The organism is Vibrio hannami, assembly GCF_029589055.1.
Taxonomy (GTDB): Bacteria; Pseudomonadota; Gammaproteobacteria; order Enterobacterales; family Vibrionaceae; genus Vibrio; species Vibrio hannami.
The window spans coordinates 462,421-477,810 of the sequence record NZ_JARQZP010000007.1 but is presented as its reverse complement, the minus strand read 5'-3'; the positions used below and the strand labels follow the sequence as shown (position 1 = coordinate 477,810).

Genomic DNA, 15,390 nt, shown 5'->3' with positions numbered 1-15,390 from the left:
ATGAAAAGTATCGCATGCATAGGGATGGCGGTAGCGGATCTAATCGTTGGCCCCGTAGAGGGGTTCAACTTCACGACCGACGTCACTCTGGTTGACAACGTTAATATAAAAGCGGGGGGCGATGCGGCAAATGTTGCATTAAACCTTGCTGCCCTCGAAACACCTGTGAGCCTGCACACCAAGCTGGGTAAAGATCTTTTCGGACAATGGCTGATTGAGCATTATCATGGCTATGGCATCGATACTCGCTCTATCCACCTCACTACGGAAGAGAGCACAGGCACGGCTATCGCTCTTGTGGATAACAATGGTGAACGAGTATTTCTCTACCGTGGTGGAACAGTCGATACACTGAGTATTGATGACATTCATATTGATAATGTTCTTGCACACGACATGCTCCATTCCAGCGGGTTCTACCTTCTCCCTTCGTTGGAAAAACAAGGTTTACCACAGCTATTTAAGATCGCATATGAACAGGGGTTAGTAACAAGCCTTGATGTTGGCTGGGACTCAACAGGTCAGTGGCTGAAAACTATCCGCCCTATTCTTCCCTACCTAACCTACTTTTTACCAACACTGAATGAAGCCAGAGAAATAACCGGCAAAGACCGAATTGAGGACTGTGCAAATTTCCTTCTCTCGCAGGGCGTTAACAATGTCGTTATCAAAGCTGGAGCCGAAGGGGCGTATGTGCACGACGGCAAACGAGGCTTCATGGTACCTGGAAACAAAGTGTCCAATGTGGTCGATACCACTGGTGCTGGTGATGGGTTTGTCAGCGGGTTCTTAGCCGCTATATCGCGAGGATTAGACATAAAAACAGCAGTTCAAACTGGTAACAACGCCGGAGCAGCGGTTGTCCAGCAGTACGGTTCAACCGGAGCATTAAATAATTATCAACAGATCTGTATTGAGGAAAAGGAATATGAAAGAGCTATCTGAGCTTTTAACTGAGTACTACAAAGTGGTCAATGCCTTGTTGGCTTCAACTTTAATGACATCTGGGACGGACAAGCGATTTGCGCCGTGGCTGAAAAACAAAATAAGCCCGTCATGCTTATGGCTTATACCGCCGTTATCGACGCATTGGGTGTCGACATGGTTTATGCCATGGTTCAAGGGTTGAGAGCCCGCTATTCAACGCCAATCTATCTTCATCTGGACCACTGCGATGATATCGAAGTTTGTATGCAGGCTGTAGATGCTGGTTTTGACTCCGTAATGTACGACGGTTCAGCACTGAGCCTGGAAGCCAATATCGAAGGCAGTAAAAAAGTCGCAGACTATGCTCATGCGAAAGGCGTATTGGTTGAAGTCGAAATCGGGAAAATTCGTGGTCGTGGTTTCGATGAAAATGAGGACTATCTGGCAGCTGTTAACGATGTTGTTGAGCTTGCAAATCAATCTGGAGCAGATCTGGTCGCTGTTGGTGTTGGTACCGCGCACGGTTTCTATGAAGGTGAGCCAGAAATCAGCTTTGATCGCCTGTCAGAGATTTATGACGCAACCGATTCTCCATTGGTTCTACATGGTGGCACTGGTATCAGTGCTGAAGATATTCAAAGAAGTACCACTATGGGTATCACCAAGATAAACGTTGGAACCGCAATTCATACCTCCTACATGCAAACACTGGGTAGAGAGATTCAGGCTGACGGCATGAACGCTTACCCACCGATTACAATGCAACGTGTTCTACCAGAAATAGAGAAAGAAGTTGAGAAGTACCTGAATACCGTTCAGGCGTAGATAACAGATGTTGATTGCCAGCTATTGGCAAAAGGAGATTTTTCATGTCCGCGGAAAAAAGCAGTTACATGGGACAATCAGGCGTTTGGCTAAAAAACGCAGACTCTCGTCTATTTGTTCAGGAGTTTGGAGGAATGACTCCGGAGTTTTCAGCTAAAGCGAGCTTTGGCGGTGAATCTCACTGGGTAAACACTCACTGGAACCCTCACTTTCGCACTCCTTTTTCTGGTCTATTAAATAGTGATAGTGAAGAAGAGGGTCAATACTGGGGAATCGAGCTTATGCGCCAGGCTGCTGGTTGCTTCCCTTGTGGTCCTACTTTCGGTCCTGGCAATGAAGAACTGTTACCTCACGGCGATCTGGCTAGTGGTTTCTGGTCACTGGATTATCTGGACTCTGACCACAACCTGGTTCAGTGGTCACTTGACGGAAGTTATGAATCTTTAAGATACAAAAAATGGGATATGTTAAGTCAGTCAGGTTCCGCTCATATCATGATTTTGGAAGCTGAAAATACCCAATCCCACCCCGTAGACATCAACCTTGCCTGGCATACCACATTAGGTGCTCCTTTCCTTGAAAGAGGCTGCCAGATTGTCACTAACTGCAATCAATTTATCACTCCCCCACTGGGAACTGAGTTTGATGATACCTGCTCAATCGAACCTGGTTCTGAGTTCTGTTCGTTGGAGCAAGCGCCAGGAAGAAATGGAGAAGTTCAAGACCGTTCAACAATGCCAGGATACAACGGTCATTCTGAGTTTATTACAGGCGTTAGCAACGAATACGACTACTTATGGAGCGCATGTGTAAACCCGCATCTGAATTTGGCTTATCTAACCCTGATTCCATTGGATGCCCTGCCAAAGCAAGCAAATGCCGGATTTATGAATTATTGGATGCACAGTGGCGGCAGAAATTTTGCCCCGTGGGCAGATTATCAAGGAGGCGTTGATCGTAACTATGCATTAGGGATGGAGACTTCAATCGGTGCTTCGTGCCTTGGCTTAGACCACAGTAGAAAAAACCGAACACTTATGGGTAAACCTTCCGTGATCGAGCTGCAACCAGGTCAAAAGGTGATGTTCCCATGCATAAATTCATTATTTGAAATCCAAATTATCGACTCTGCTAATGAATATACCGAACAGCAGATCCGACAAGAGGTTAAACAGCAGATACACCAGCTAGACCTTGAATTTAAAGCGTTTTTGGACGCAACGAATCTTAGCTAAATACTCCAAGCTAAACAAATTAGCTAAATAATAAGACCCTCATCAGGAGCGTATAAAATGGAAAACTATACCCTACAAGACAAAACTCATGCCTTTCTCGAAGCGTCTCCACAGAAGTTTTATGTAGACGGTAAATGGAAAACATCCGATGACGTTATCAATGTCGTTGACCCGGCGACATCTCAGGCATTTGCCACTGTATCTCTTGCCCAGGCATCAGATATGGAAGAAGCCGTTGGTAGCGCAGAAGCGGCATTCAAAGGTTGGGGAAAAACCGAACCTACAGTAAGAGCAGGGTTGATTCGCAAATTGGCTAAGCTTATCCGCAGAGATCTTCATGTTCTGGCTGAGCTGGAATCTATGGATGTCGGTAAGCCTATAGGCGAAGCGACCGGCTTTGATATTCCGTTTGCCGCAGAGTGTTTCGACTACTTCGCCAATGTTGCTGAAGATACTGAATATGAAATTGATCTAGGGCTGGAAGTTACCGACAGTCAGACAGTAAAAATCCCTTACGGTGTTGCGGCTTTTGTTTTCCCGTGGAACTTCCCATTCTGTCTCTGTGCATGGGGTATTGCTCCTGCACTGGCAGCAGGTAACACCATTGTGGTTAAGCCTGCTTCTGAAACGCCACTCTCTACGCTATATCTGGCTAAGCTGATGGAAGAAGCCGGATTCCCATCAGGTGTGGTTAATATCCTTCCGGGGACAGGCAGCACTGCGGGTGAAGCCCTGATCAACGATACCCGCCTGAAACTGATGTCGTTTACAGGTTCCACTGCGGTAGGCCGTCATATTGGTGAAGTGTGTGGTCGTAATCTGGTTCCTGCCAAGCTTGAACTCGGTGGTAAAGGTGCGGCTATCGTATGCAGCGATGCAGATGTTGATGCTGCGGTTGAAGGTCTATCCGGAGCTGTTCTGTTTAACGCGGGTCAGGTGTGTTGCACCGCTTCCCGCTGGTATGTACATGAATCCGTTTATGATGAGTTTGTTGCTAAGGCAAAAGCGCACTTTGAATCGATTCAGTTAGGTCGTGGACTGGATGAAGCTTCCCAGATGGGGCCTATGTGTACCCATAAGCAGATGTCAAAAGTACTGGAATGTATTGCGGAAGCGCAGGCAGATGGGGCAGAAGTCGTATGTGGTGGTAAGCGCGCTCTGGAAGGTGACCTGAAAGAGGGCTATTACTTCGAGCCAACCCTTCTGGCTGGTGATGACAGTAATCGTTGGGCTCAGGAAGAAATTTTCGGCCCGGTAGCATTCTTGCTGAAATTCAGCGACGAAGATGAAGTGGTAGAACGAGCTAACCGCAATCTGTACGGCCTCGCTAACAGTGTCTGGACTAAGGATATTCCTAAGGCTAAAGCGATTGCTCGTGAGCTTGTCGGCGGTAATAGCTGGATTAACGCTCACAACGTCTTCGAGTATGGCCTGCATTATGGTGCTTGCAACAAGAGTGGTTGTGGCGGTGGTGTAAACAGCCGTGCAACGTTTGAAGGTTACCTACGCCATCAGTCAATAGCTTCTGTTAGATAAGGCGCCTTTATGATTATCGATCTTTTAAAGCAGCAAGGCGTCGTAAAAGAAGATCGAGCAACAGCAACCCCGCTTACGGGCGGGGTCAGTTGTGAGATATTTCTGGTAGAAGACGGCGAAAAAAAATATGTCGCCAAGCGTGCCCTGGCTAAGCTAAATGTAAAAGAAGACTGGTACGCTAATACCAGTCGTAATATCTACGAACAACGTTATCTGAGATATGTTGGAGAACAGTTCCCTGTATGGGTGCCGGACATCCTTCAAAGCTTTGAGGACCAAAACCTCTTTATCATGGAGTTCTTCCCTGAACGCTTCAAAGACTGGAAAAAGGCACTGATAAAGCAAGAGATAAATCCAGCAGTAGCCCAAGAAATAGGTCTGGCTCTTGGCTCTATTCATAAAATGAGCTGGGGCGATTCAGAGGCAAAAAAATGGTTCGACTCGGATCAAAACTTCCATGAGTTAAGGGTATCACCCTACTTTGAATTTATGCGGGATATTCATCCCGAACTCAAAGAGAGAATAGATCGCCTCTCTTCCAAATTAATGACCAATAAGCAATGTCTAGTTCATGGTGACTTTAGCCCTAAAAACATTCTGGTTTCAGGAAAAGAAATAAAGATTGTCGACTGTGAAGTCGCCTGGTACGGCGATCCTGTCTTTGATATCGGCTTTATGTTGCATCACCTGTTTATTAAATCTATTCACTTCAACAACCCGGAATATTTGGGGCTGGCAAACAGCTTTATGCTCGGCTATCGCAACTCGCTTGGTGAAGATCTTTACCAGCAGATAGAGCAGTCTCACGTGTGTGAAATGACACTAATGCTAATGTTGGCAAGAATCGATGGTAAGTCACCAGTGGAATACCTGAGTAGCGAAGAAAAAGAGCAGATTCGTGAACAGGTCAAGACGTTGTTGCAAAAAGAATTTACAACCTATTCAAGTTTGCTAGAAGGAGTAAGAGGCAATGAAAATTAAAGCAATCGATGCCTATCAAATATTCGACTCAAGAGGTAAACCGACCATAGAGGTTCTGGTTTGTCTTGAGAATGGTATTGAAGGTGTAGGCATGGTTCCATCCGGAGCATCTACCGGCCAGTTTGAGGCACTGGAACTGAGAGATGGCGACCCTGACAAGTTCCTGGGAAAATCTGTATATAAAGCGATAAGTAATATAAAAACCGAACTGGCGGATTTGCTAATTGGTCGCTCAGTCAGCTCCCAAGAAGAGATAGACAAACAGATGTGTGAGCTGGACGGTACAGAGAACAAATCTCGCCTAGGTGCCAACGCAATACTTGGGGTGTCTTTAGCCGTAGCAGATGCCAGAGCTAAGTTACTCGGCCTTCCTCTATACCGTAGCTTATGCGATAACAGTGGTAACTTGCTGCCTTTACCAGAGATTCAACTTGTCGGCGGTGGCGCACATGCCCAATGGCGTACCGATATTCAGGATTTTTTACTTATCATCAACGGTGCAAAAACCTACGAAGAGACGCTAGAGGCAACATATAACGTTTACCATGCAGGTGAGAAAATTCTGAAAGAGCGTGGATTACTTGCCGGCGCTGCAGATGAAGGAGGATTCTGGCCCACATTTGATAATCACACATCAATCTTCGAGTTTGTTGTTGAAGCGATTGAAGCCGCTGGATATAAGCCTGGTGCAGAGGTTTCTATCTCATTGGATATCGCAGCCAGCGACCTTTACAAAGATGGGCGTTACCACCTTCCTTTAGACGGTAAAAGCTATAGCTCGGAAGAGTTTCTTGAGCTGATGCTTAAGTGGTGCCGAGATTACCCCGTACTTTCCATTGAAGACCCATTTGCGGATACCGATTTTGAAGTATGGCAGAAGTTTATGCTCGAGGTTGGAGACAAGGTGCAGGTTATTGGTGATGATCTCTTTACCACCAATATCAAGCGCATTCGTCAGGGCATTGACCAAAAACTGGCTAACAGTGTACTGATTAAGCTTAATCAGATTGGTACTGTGTCAGAAACTATTGAAGCGATTCGTTTAACTCAGGAAGCTGGCTGGTTGCCAGTTGTTTCAGCGCGTTCTGGTGAAACCGAAGATGCCTTTATCAGTCACCTTGCGGTGGCAACCAATGCCGGGCAGCTGAAAGTGGGATCGTTTACCCGAAGCGAAAGGTTAGTTAAGTGGAACGAGGTAATAAGAATCCAGCATAAACTCGGTAGTGATGCTGAGTTTATTGGCGGCGAAATTTATCAGCGTTTAAGTAAGTAACTCCCTATATAGACCTGGTAATTGAACCAGGTCTACCCCTTTTCTACGCAAAAACATTAAGCCCGACGTAAGAGTTTTTGCACACCTTCAATCTTTTGGTTAAGCAGATCTCCAAGTTTCGTAAGATAGTCTTCCATATCCTCAAGAAACTCATCCATATCTTTTTTGAACCCATCCTCTAATACCGCATTTAAGGATAGCTCACAGAATGTCCTTTCAAATTCACCCTGCTCATCATATTTTGATGTGCCGTTAAGAGTGACAGATAACGCTCGATTCGCTTTAGTTCTGACTTTTAACTGAACATTGTCAACATAGCCAAAATCTTTCAGGTTGGGGAAATTCTTTTTCACACATGACAGAGAGTCTGGATAAAGGAACTCCATAAAGTGTCTCCCTATCGCTTCATCTTTATCATACCCGGTCAATTCAAGCCAGGCAGGACTAACATCAATGATCTGACCATTGATGTCCAATGATTGAACCGCTTTGGATTGATTAGCCAAATCCATGCAATGGGTTCTGGTGTTTATAAATGTTTCTCTTTTCGGGGAAGTCATATTTACAAATGCCTTTATAGGCCACCATTCTGCAATCTTGCGCACACATTACCATGACATATGCAACAATGATACGCACTTTAGCAAATCATCTGAGATAGAGCCTCTGTTTCTTTTGAGTCGACTTAGTCTGCACTGAAATTCAACCCCATAATAATTAAATGGTTTTTACTTTTTAATTATTCTTCTATTATGAGGGAAACATGATGACAACAGGGATGAGATAATGACGTCTGAAAAGAATAATGACGAAAGACATAAAGCTCGCCAGCAAAAGGTAAAAGAGAAAGTTGACCAAAAAATCGAGAATGCTCAAGACGAACGAGGTTTACTGTTAGTTATTACCGGTAACGGTAAAGGTAAATCTACTGCTGGTTTCGGAACTATTGCCCGAGCGGTAGGACATGGCCAAAAGTGCGCTGTAGCCCAATTTATCAAAGGCACCTGGGACAACGGTGAGAAAAACCTACTCGAGAAACTGGGAGTTGAATTTCAGGTGATGGCAACAGGCTTTACCTGGGAGACGCAGGACCGAGAAGCCGATACCGCTGCCGCTCAGGTAGTCTGGAAAGAGTGTCAGCGAATGCTCACAGACGAGTCCATCGACGTTGTTTTGTTCGATGAACTAACCTATATGGTGAGCTACGGCTACATCGAGTTAGATGAAGTTCTTGAAGCTTTGCAAAACCGACCGGCAGAACAGTCTGTAATCATTACTGGACGTGGCGCTCACCGTTCTATCGTTGAGCTAGCCGATACCGTTTCAGAAGTAAAAAATGTTAAGCATGCTTTTGAATCCGGACTTAAAGCACGTAAAGGTGTGGACTGGTAACTTACACCGTTTAGCGAGTATATCCTCCGTTCCTCTTCTATACTTTATGTACTCAGATAACGTTGAGAGCACGTTATTGCCTCAACGTTAGTTGAAAACATCAGTGTGTAAAACACGGAGGTTGTTATGACCATTGCAACACGAGTTGAGAACTACCTGAACGACAATCAAATTCCCTTTCAGACAGTTATCCACGAACATAGCCAAAGCTCTTTGCATAGTGCAGTGAAAGCACATGTACCAAAGATGAACATTGCCAAAGGAATTGTGCTCGAAGACCACGAAGGGCGGCATCTTCTCGCTGTGCTTCCAGCCGATTCTAAAATAAGCATCTCAGAACTGAATGTAAAACTACATGCAGATTTTCACTTGCTAAAAGAACAGCAGGTTTACCACCTATTTGAGGATTGTGAACACGGCGCTGTTCCTCCTATCGGTACTCCCTATCATATCTCGATGATTTGCGAAGAGTCTTTGATCGATTTGGAGGAGGTATACCTAGAAGGTGGCGATCATGAAACCTTGATCAAGCTGGATAGAGCAGGATTTCACAAAGCGATGAGTGAAGGAAAATGGTTACATTTCAGTAGTCAGGTTTTCCATTAGTTCCCAGCTTGCAAATAAAGAAAAAGAGTACCGATGCGATATCGGTACTCTTTTTGTATCAGTTCACTAAGCTAAGTAAATAACGTAGAAATTAATTAAATAGCCCTTTTAGCAGCTTATCGGCCAGTTGTTTGGTCTCGCCTTCGTCAGCCTTATCACCGAGCAGCTTCTTCAAGCCGCGCTCGGCTTCTTTCTTGGCTTTCTCTTCCAGCTCTTTTTTCTTCTCACTTTCCAGAGCCTTAAGTAGCTGATCAAACTCTACTTTATACTTAGGTTCGGTCCACTTATTGTAGATTCGAACTGGGATGGTTACATCTCTTAACTCATTGATGTCCTTACCGCCCTGCCCTTTTAGCGAACCCACTATTGAAGCATCAATCAAGAAGTCCATCGTCTCCTGGATGTAATTTGCTTCACCTTTTCCATGAACTCTAAGCAAAGGTGACTGCATTGAAAGATCGTCGGTCTTCGCGACGCCTGCCGCCAGTCTTAATGTCGCAGTCATCGTAGAGAAATCCGTTTTCTGTTCTTGCTTCTCTTCCTCAGAAAGCGTATTGCCCTTAATCTTTGCGTAGTTTGTACGAATGATTTGGGCTACGTTGATGCCATTTACCGCACCATCTGCAAAGTTAATTTTCACTGTGCCTGCAAGGTTCTGCTTGATACCGGTCGGCGTCAAACTCTTACCTTTCAAAGACACGTCAATATTACCTGTGCCTTCCAACATATCGTTATCTGCGACATCTGTTAGCATAGGTTGAACTTTTACGCCTGTAATCTGCTTCTTAACGCTATATGTCGCAGGTACTTTTCTGCCATCAAGGATCGCACTTGCTTTGATTGCACCCTCATACAGATTAGACGTAAACGAAGAAAGAGTTACGACACCACGATCAACACTGAAACTAGCATTAACATTCTGCATTTTGGCGTTATTTACTTTGAAGTTTTCAATGCTAACCTTACCAGCAATATCCAACGTCTTCAGAACAGAGAGGTCTGGCTCAGCTTCTGGTTGGGGCTTAGTTGTGCCAGTTTCCGGTGTAGGTTTCGAGCTAGTGTCATTGGTCTGGTCAGTTGGTTTGTTCTCTGTTGTTGTCGCCTTATCTGCATTTGCACCAAGGAACTCATCAAGATCGATATTTGGACTGTGGATTGCAAAACGAATAGCCGGAATATCAGCAAGTTGAACCGTAGAATTACCGTCTAGTTGAATATCATTAAGTGCAAGGGATTCGATATCCAGACTAACCAGTTGTTTAGTTGCCTGATATCCAAACGCCAGCTTACCATTGATATTCATCGGCGATTGAGGAAGAGCCTCGCCTTCAAACTTGGATTTAAGGGCGATGTTCTCTAAACGAATATGGCTAATCGCTTCGTCCACTAGCAAAGTAGCGTCAAGATACAGATCGATATCCATATCAGCTGCAGTGCCTTTCACAGATACAGCCATTGGATTAACCTGATCAAATGCGAAGGTGTCTAGTGTTACTTTTGCACTTGAGATATCTGTTGTTGGATCTCTAAAGCTGGTGTCCGCTTCAATATTACGCAGTTCATAAGTAGTAAGATCCTGAGCCAATTTAAACTCAGCCTGACCTTTAGCAGCGAATCTCTGCTGATTGTTCTGACCTTTCGCCTCGAAGGTTGCAGTAGTCCACTGATCAAAAGCAAACTCTGAAACGCTAAGCCCTACATCATAAAGCTTGGTGTAAGAACCCGCTTTATCATCGCGAATCTCCAGCAATGCATTGGTCACCGAAACACCCGCAAGGTTGATTGTCCAACTTTGAGTTGGCTCTGAGCCTGTACTTTGTTGCTCTGTACTTTCCGTAGATGGAGTGTTCGCCGGAGCATCTTGCACATTATCTGAGGCTTTTTGATTTGCGCCAGTTAGAGTATCAAGATTGCTTTTACCATCAGCCAGAGTTTCCAGGTATATCTCGGCACCATCAAGGGTCACATTACCGATATACAGTTCATTATCCAGTAGTGGCATAACCGAAACATCAACGGCGATCTGGTCGATTTTCAGAAGGTTATCCGACTTAAATCCCTCTGGATTTTTAAGTTCGGTTTTACCCATAGACAACCCAAGACTTGGGAAGAACTGCCAGCTAATATCGCCTTCGATATTTAGCTCCAGCCCTGTCTGTTTTTTTGTCTGCTCTACAATAAGAGGTTTGAACTGATTTGGATCGACAAAGAGTAGAAGCGCTGCCACTGCAAAAATAATGACAGCTAAGGGAATACCTATGATTAAAAACAGTTTTTTCATTCGTTTCGTCCCTGAGGAAGAATTTATATTTACCTAAGACAAAAGATGGCACATAAAGTGCCATCTTTTCAAATACATATTTTCGTTTTTTTGTATTGCTGTCAGATATACAGCTCTATCGTTATGATTTCAGTAACTTGGCGATATGTGCCTTAAGTACATCAATCGCTATGCGGTTTTTACCACCACGAGGAACGATAATGTCTGCATACTGCTTCGATGGTTCGATAAATTGCATAAACATCGGACGAACAGTCTTCTGATACTGTTTAAGTACCGATTCCATTGTTCTGCCACGCTCTTCCACATCACGCTTAACACGGCGTAAAAGACAGATATCAAGAGGAGTATCCATGAAGATTGATGCATGCATTAAGTCGCGTAGACGAGGATCCGTTAGCAGAAGAATACCTTCAAGAATAATCACTTTCTTTGGCGTGAAAGTTGACGTTGTTTCCGTACGAGTGTGCTCGGTATAACTGTACTCTGGAATCTCTACAGCATTACCATCTAACAGGCTTTGCAAATGCTCACAAAGAAGGTCGTGATCAAGTGCATTTGGGTGGTCATAGTTTGTTTTCACCCTTTCTTCCATACTCAGGTGGCTTTGATCTTTGTAGTAACGGTCTTCCGTAATAACGCCAATCTGGTGATCTCCGACCTTTTCACGAAGCTCGTTGTAAATAGTGCTCGCGATTAAGCTTTTACCCGATGCTGATGCACCTGCGATACCTACAATGACACATTTAGTATTTTCAGACATGATTCGTACTTGGTGATAATTAAATAAACCGCATGATTATATGGGTTTCGACAGGCAGTTGCCAGATATTAGAGCTTAGAGAGAACAGAAAATTCGACTAACTGATAAAAAAGCCAGAGGTTGTATCCACCTCTGGCTACAGAGGTTAAAGCGAAGTAAACGGAATAGCGTCCGGTCTCGCCTTCCCAGACCAGTACATCTTACTGACAATTTGTTCGGCAAGTGATAAGTAGATAGCCGTGTGTTCACTTTCAGGGCGTGCAACAACGGTTGGTTTACCGCTGTCAATATCTTCTCGCATCGTGATATGCAATGGTACCTGTGCAAGAATAGAAGTACCAAACTCTGATGCCATCTTCTGAGCACCATTCACGCCAAAAATATGTTCTTTCTCACCACAATGGCTGCAGATGTGATAGCTCATGTTTTCTACAATGCCGAGCACCGGTGTCTCTACTTTCTCAAACATCGCAAGCCCCTTACGGACATCGGCCAACGCAAGATCCTGGGGAGTAGTTACTATCACCGCACCGGTAACCGGGATCTGTTGTGACAACGTAAGTTGAACGTCGCCAGTGCCAGGTGGCATATCTATTACCAGGTAATCCAACTCTGGCCAGTCGGTTTCATTAAGTAATTGACCCAAGGCTTTTGAGGCCATAGGGCCACGCCAGATAGCGGCTTCACTTTTATCAACCAGGTAACCGATGGAGTTAGTATGAATGCCGTATGACTCAATCGGAATCATAAACTGACCGTCTCGAACATCTGGCGTTTTATCTTCCATTCCCAGCATGATCGGAACAGATGGGCCATAAATATCAGCATCTAGCAGACCAACTTCTGCGCCATGAGCTTTCAGTGCCAGTGCCAGGTTAACGGCCGTTGTGGACTTACCAACACCACCTTTACCGGAAGTAACCGCGATAATGTTTTTCACTTTGGGCAGCTGAGACTGAATTTGAGTCTCCAGCGCTTTTACCTTATAGCTGATATTCAGCTCTCCTGGTTCGTTATCTATTGCTTGTTTTTCAAGCCAGCCAGTGAACTCTTCAGCAAGAGAGAGGGAATAAAAAGGAAATTCTATATTAACGATACTGTTCTTTAGGCACTTCACGATGCCCGGTTGTGCACTCCATCCCTCAATAAGGAGTGGATGTGAAAAACCGGCTAACCAGCGACAAACAGATTCTTGGGACTCAAGTAATGACATTGATTGCTCCTTCAGTAGCCCTGAGTGTGATTATATTTATCTTTGAAATAGGGTAAGGGCTAGTTTGCTCATGCTACCACTACATAAAGTCTCACTAAACCCCAAAAAGATCAGGGAATCATTAATTGCAATCTTGGAGTATCAAGCCTGTTGAGGTAGTATTATCGCCTTGATTTTTTAATACCTATAAACAGCGAATATTAAGTATGGCAACTGATCCGAGAAACCTTACTCCAAGGAAACTACTGGTAACTTGCGCCCTTCCGTACGCTAACGGTTCTATTCACCTTGGTCATATGCTTGAGCATATCCAGGCGGATATCTGGGTTCGTTATCAGCGCCTACGCGGCAACACTGTAAACTTCATCTGTGCTGACGATGCACACGGCACGCCTATCATGCTTAAGGCGCAGCAAATGGGTATTACGCCTGAAGAGATGATTGCAGCTGTTAGCGAAGAGCACCAGAAGGACTTTGCTGGCTTTGATATCAGCTTTGATAACTATCACAGCACACACTCTGAAGAGAACCGTGAACTGGCATCTCATATCTATCTTGAGCTGAAAAAGAACGGCTTTATTTCCAGCCGCACCATCTCTCAGCTGTTTGACCCTGAAAAAGAGATGTTCCTGCCAGACCGTTTCGTAAAAGGTACATGTCCGAAATGTAAGTCAGAAGACCAGTATGGCGACAACTGTGATAACTGCGGTGAAACATACAGCCCAACTGAGCTGATCAACCCTAAATCAGCAGTATCTGGCGCTACACCGGTAATGAAAGACTCGGAGCACTTTTTCTTCGATCTTCCTCAGTTTGAAAGCATGCTGAAAGAGTGGACTCGTTCTGGCTCACTTCAGTCAGAGACTGCAAACAAAATGCAGGAGTGGTTCGAATCTGGTCTGCAACAGTGGGACATCTCTCGTGATGCACCTTATTTTGGTTTTGAGATCCCGGGCGAAAAGAATAAGTTCTTCTACGTTTGGCTGGATGCGCCTGTTGGTTACATGGCTTCATTTAAGAACCTTTGTGACAAGCGTGATGACCTGAACTTTGATGAGTACTGGGCGAAAGACAGCGATGCTGAGCTGTACCACTTCATTGGTAAAGACATCGTATACTTCCACAGCCTGTTCTGGCCTGCAATGCTTGATGGTAGTGGCTTCCGTAAACCAAACAATGTGTTCGTTCACGGCTATGTCACGGTTAACGGTGCGAAAATGTCTAAATCTAAAGGGACATTTATTAAAGCAGCGACTTACCTTGATCACCTGGATCCTGAGTGTCTGCGTTACTACTACGCTGCGAAGCTTAACAGCCGTATCGATGACCTAGACCTGAACCTTGAAGACTTCACTCAGCGTGTAAACGCTGACGTTGTAAACAAGATCGTAAACCTGGCATCTCGTAACGCTGGCTTTATTACTAAGCGTTTCGAAGGCAAACTTTCTGAAGAATTTGCTGAACCAGAGCTTTACAACGAGTTTGTTGCTGCGGCTGATCGCATTGCTGAGCTATACGAAGCTCGCGAGTTTGGTCGTGCCATCCGTGAAATCACGGCTCTAGCCGACAAAGCAAACCAGTATGTTGACGAAAAAGCACCTTGGGTTGTCGCTAAAGAAGAAGGTAAAGAAAAAGAACTTCAGGATATCTGTTCTGTAGGTATTAACCTGTTCCGCGTTCTTATGACTTACTTGAAACCTGTTATGCCTGAGCTGGCTGCACGAACTGAAGCTTTCCTGAACCAAGAGCTAACATGGGAAGGTATGGCTGCACCGCTAACTGGTCACGAAATTACTAAGTTTAAAGCGCTGTTTAACCGCATCGATCCTAAGAAGGTTGAAGCTATGGTTGAAGCATCTAAAGAAGACGCGGCAGCAGAAAAAGCGGCGGCGGAATCTGCAGCAAAAGCTGAAGAGACAGAGCTTTCTAAAGAGCCAATTGCTGACGAAATCGAGTTTGATGACTTCGCAAAAGTTGATCTTCGTGTAGCAAAAATCATTTCTTGTGAAGAAGTACCAAAAGCAAACAAACTCCTTAAGTTTCAGCTAGATATCGGTGAAGAGACTCGTCAGGTATTTGCTGGTATTAAGTCAGCTTACAAACCAGAGGACCTAATCGGTAAACACACTGTAATGGTGGCAAACCTTAAACCTCGTAAGATGAAGTTTGGCATGTCTGAAGGAATGGTTCTGGCTGCTGGCCCGGGTGGTAAAGATCTATGGATTCTTGAGCCACACGAAGGTGCACAGCCAGGTATGAGAATCATGTAATTCTTAACTGATTAAACTATTCAATCCCCGCTCATTGTAGCGGGGATTTTTTTACAAACTCTTTTTACTCACACCCTAGTCGTTAAAC

12 protein-coding genes and 1 pseudogene are annotated in these 15,390 nt (G+C 44.7%); 9 read left to right on the top strand and 4 right to left on the bottom strand.

Going from position 1 to position 15,390, the window contains the following annotated elements; translation table 11 throughout:
• From P7F88_RS16600 to eno, 6 genes and pseudogenes are all read left to right on the top strand, one after another.
• Positions 1 to 945 carry a carbohydrate kinase family protein gene (locus P7F88_RS16600; RefSeq protein WP_277826469.1) on the top strand — a complete coding sequence of 315 codons (945 nt, stop codon included), beginning with the start codon at positions 1 to 3 and terminating at the stop codon, positions 943 to 945.
• Between the two features lie 36 nt (positions 946 to 981).
• A pseudogene (locus P7F88_RS16595) lies at positions 982 to 1,752 on the top strand (class II fructose-bisphosphate aldolase); the annotation flags it as partial.
• Between the two features lie 44 nt (positions 1,753 to 1,796).
• Positions 1,797 to 2,987 (top strand): hypothetical protein, encoded by a 1,191-nt coding sequence (locus P7F88_RS16590; protein WP_277826467.1) that lies wholly within the window; start codon positions 1,797 to 1,799, stop codon positions 2,985 to 2,987.
• Between the two features lie 57 nt (positions 2,988 to 3,044).
• Positions 3,045 to 4,523, top strand: coding sequence for an aldehyde dehydrogenase family protein (locus P7F88_RS16585; RefSeq protein WP_277826465.1), 1,479 nt, complete (start codon positions 3,045 to 3,047; stop codon positions 4,521 to 4,523).
• A 9-nt stretch (positions 4,524 to 4,532) separates the two neighbouring features.
• Entirely contained in the window at positions 4,533 to 5,504 is a 972-nt protein-coding gene (locus P7F88_RS16580) for a phosphotransferase family protein (protein ID WP_277826463.1), read from the top strand.
• Positions 5,494 to 6,777 (top strand): phosphopyruvate hydratase, encoded by a 1,284-nt coding sequence (gene eno / locus P7F88_RS16575; protein WP_277826461.1) that lies wholly within the window; start codon positions 5,494 to 5,496, stop codon positions 6,775 to 6,777. Before P7F88_RS16580 ends, eno begins: the two co-directional genes overlap by 11 nt.
• Positions 6,778 to 6,833: 56 nt before the next feature.
• Here the strand turns inward: eno and P7F88_RS16570 are convergent, their stop codons facing one another.
• Positions 6,834 to 7,337, bottom strand: a complete 504-nt coding sequence (locus P7F88_RS16570; RefSeq protein WP_277826459.1) for a PAS domain-containing protein — start codon at positions 7,335 to 7,337, stop codon at positions 6,834 to 6,836.
• Positions 7,338 to 7,563: 226 nt separating this feature from the next.
• On the opposite strand from P7F88_RS16570, the gene cobO reads away from it, so the two are divergent.
• Positions 7,564 to 8,169, top strand: a complete 606-nt coding sequence (cobO, locus tag P7F88_RS16565) for a cob(I)yrinic acid a,c-diamide adenosyltransferase (RefSeq protein ID WP_277826457.1) — start codon at positions 7,564 to 7,566, stop codon at positions 8,167 to 8,169.
• Between the two features lie 126 nt (positions 8,170 to 8,295).
• Positions 8,296 to 8,775 (top strand): aminoacyl-tRNA deacylase, encoded by a 480-nt coding sequence (locus P7F88_RS16560; protein WP_277826455.1) that lies wholly within the window; start codon positions 8,296 to 8,298, stop codon positions 8,773 to 8,775.
• Between the two features lie 91 nt (positions 8,776 to 8,866).
• On the opposite strand, the gene P7F88_RS16555 is transcribed toward P7F88_RS16560, so the two are convergent.
• The 3 genes from P7F88_RS16555 to apbC form a co-directional block, all read right to left on the bottom strand.
• On the bottom strand, positions 8,867 to 11,056 hold the full coding sequence (locus P7F88_RS16555) for an AsmA family protein (RefSeq protein WP_277826453.1): 2,190 nt from the start codon (positions 11,054 to 11,056) through the stop codon (positions 8,867 to 8,869).
• A 121-nt stretch (positions 11,057 to 11,177) separates the two neighbouring features.
• Complete coding sequence (gene udk / locus P7F88_RS16550) at positions 11,178 to 11,819, bottom strand: uridine kinase (RefSeq protein WP_277826450.1); 642 nt, start codon at positions 11,817 to 11,819, stop codon at positions 11,178 to 11,180.
• A 145-nt stretch (positions 11,820 to 11,964) separates the two neighbouring features.
• The gene (apbC, locus tag P7F88_RS16545; RefSeq protein ID WP_277826448.1) at positions 11,965 to 13,032 is read right to left on the bottom strand and encodes an iron-sulfur cluster carrier protein ApbC; all 1,068 of its coding nucleotides are present in this window, start codon (positions 13,030 to 13,032) and stop codon (positions 11,965 to 11,967) included.
• A 206-nt stretch (positions 13,033 to 13,238) separates the two neighbouring features.
• On the opposite strand from apbC, the gene metG reads away from it, so the two are divergent.
• Entirely contained in the window at positions 13,239 to 15,302 is a 2,064-nt protein-coding gene (gene metG / locus P7F88_RS16540; RefSeq protein WP_277826446.1) for a methionine--tRNA ligase, read from the top strand.
• The last annotated feature ends 88 nt before the right edge of the window (positions 15,303 to 15,390 follow it).

Bases quoted from the DNA above. Each gene is read 5' to 3' on its own strand.
- P7F88_RS16600 (WP_277826469.1), top strand. From the start codon at position 1: ATGAAAAGTATCGCATGCATAGGGATGGCGGTAGCGGATCTAATCGTT.
- P7F88_RS16590 (WP_277826467.1), top strand. From the start codon at position 1,797: ATGTCCGCGGAAAAAAGCAGTTACATGGGACAATCAGGCGTTTGGCTA.
- P7F88_RS16585 (WP_277826465.1), top strand. From the start codon at position 3,045: ATGGAAAACTATACCCTACAAGACAAAACTCATGCCTTTCTCGAAGCG.
- P7F88_RS16580 (WP_277826463.1), top strand. From the start codon at position 4,533: ATGATTATCGATCTTTTAAAGCAGCAAGGCGTCGTAAAAGAAGATCGA.
- eno (WP_277826461.1), top strand. From the start codon at position 5,494: ATGAAAATTAAAGCAATCGATGCCTATCAAATATTCGACTCAAGAGGT.
- P7F88_RS16570 (WP_277826459.1), bottom strand. From the start codon at position 7,337: ATGACTTCCCCGAAAAGAGAAACATTTATAAACACCAGAACCCATTGC.
- cobO (WP_277826457.1), top strand. From the start codon at position 7,564: ATGACGTCTGAAAAGAATAATGACGAAAGACATAAAGCTCGCCAGCAA.
- P7F88_RS16560 (WP_277826455.1), top strand. From the start codon at position 8,296: ATGACCATTGCAACACGAGTTGAGAACTACCTGAACGACAATCAAATT.
- P7F88_RS16555 (WP_277826453.1), bottom strand. From the start codon at position 11,056: ATGAAAAAACTGTTTTTAATCATAGGTATTCCCTTAGCTGTCATTATT.
- udk (WP_277826450.1), bottom strand. From the start codon at position 11,819: ATGTCTGAAAATACTAAATGTGTCATTGTAGGTATCGCAGGTGCATCA.
- apbC (WP_277826448.1), bottom strand. From the start codon at position 13,032: ATGTCATTACTTGAGTCCCAAGAATCTGTTTGTCGCTGGTTAGCCGGT.
- metG (WP_277826446.1), top strand. From the start codon at position 13,239: ATGGCAACTGATCCGAGAAACCTTACTCCAAGGAAACTACTGGTAACT.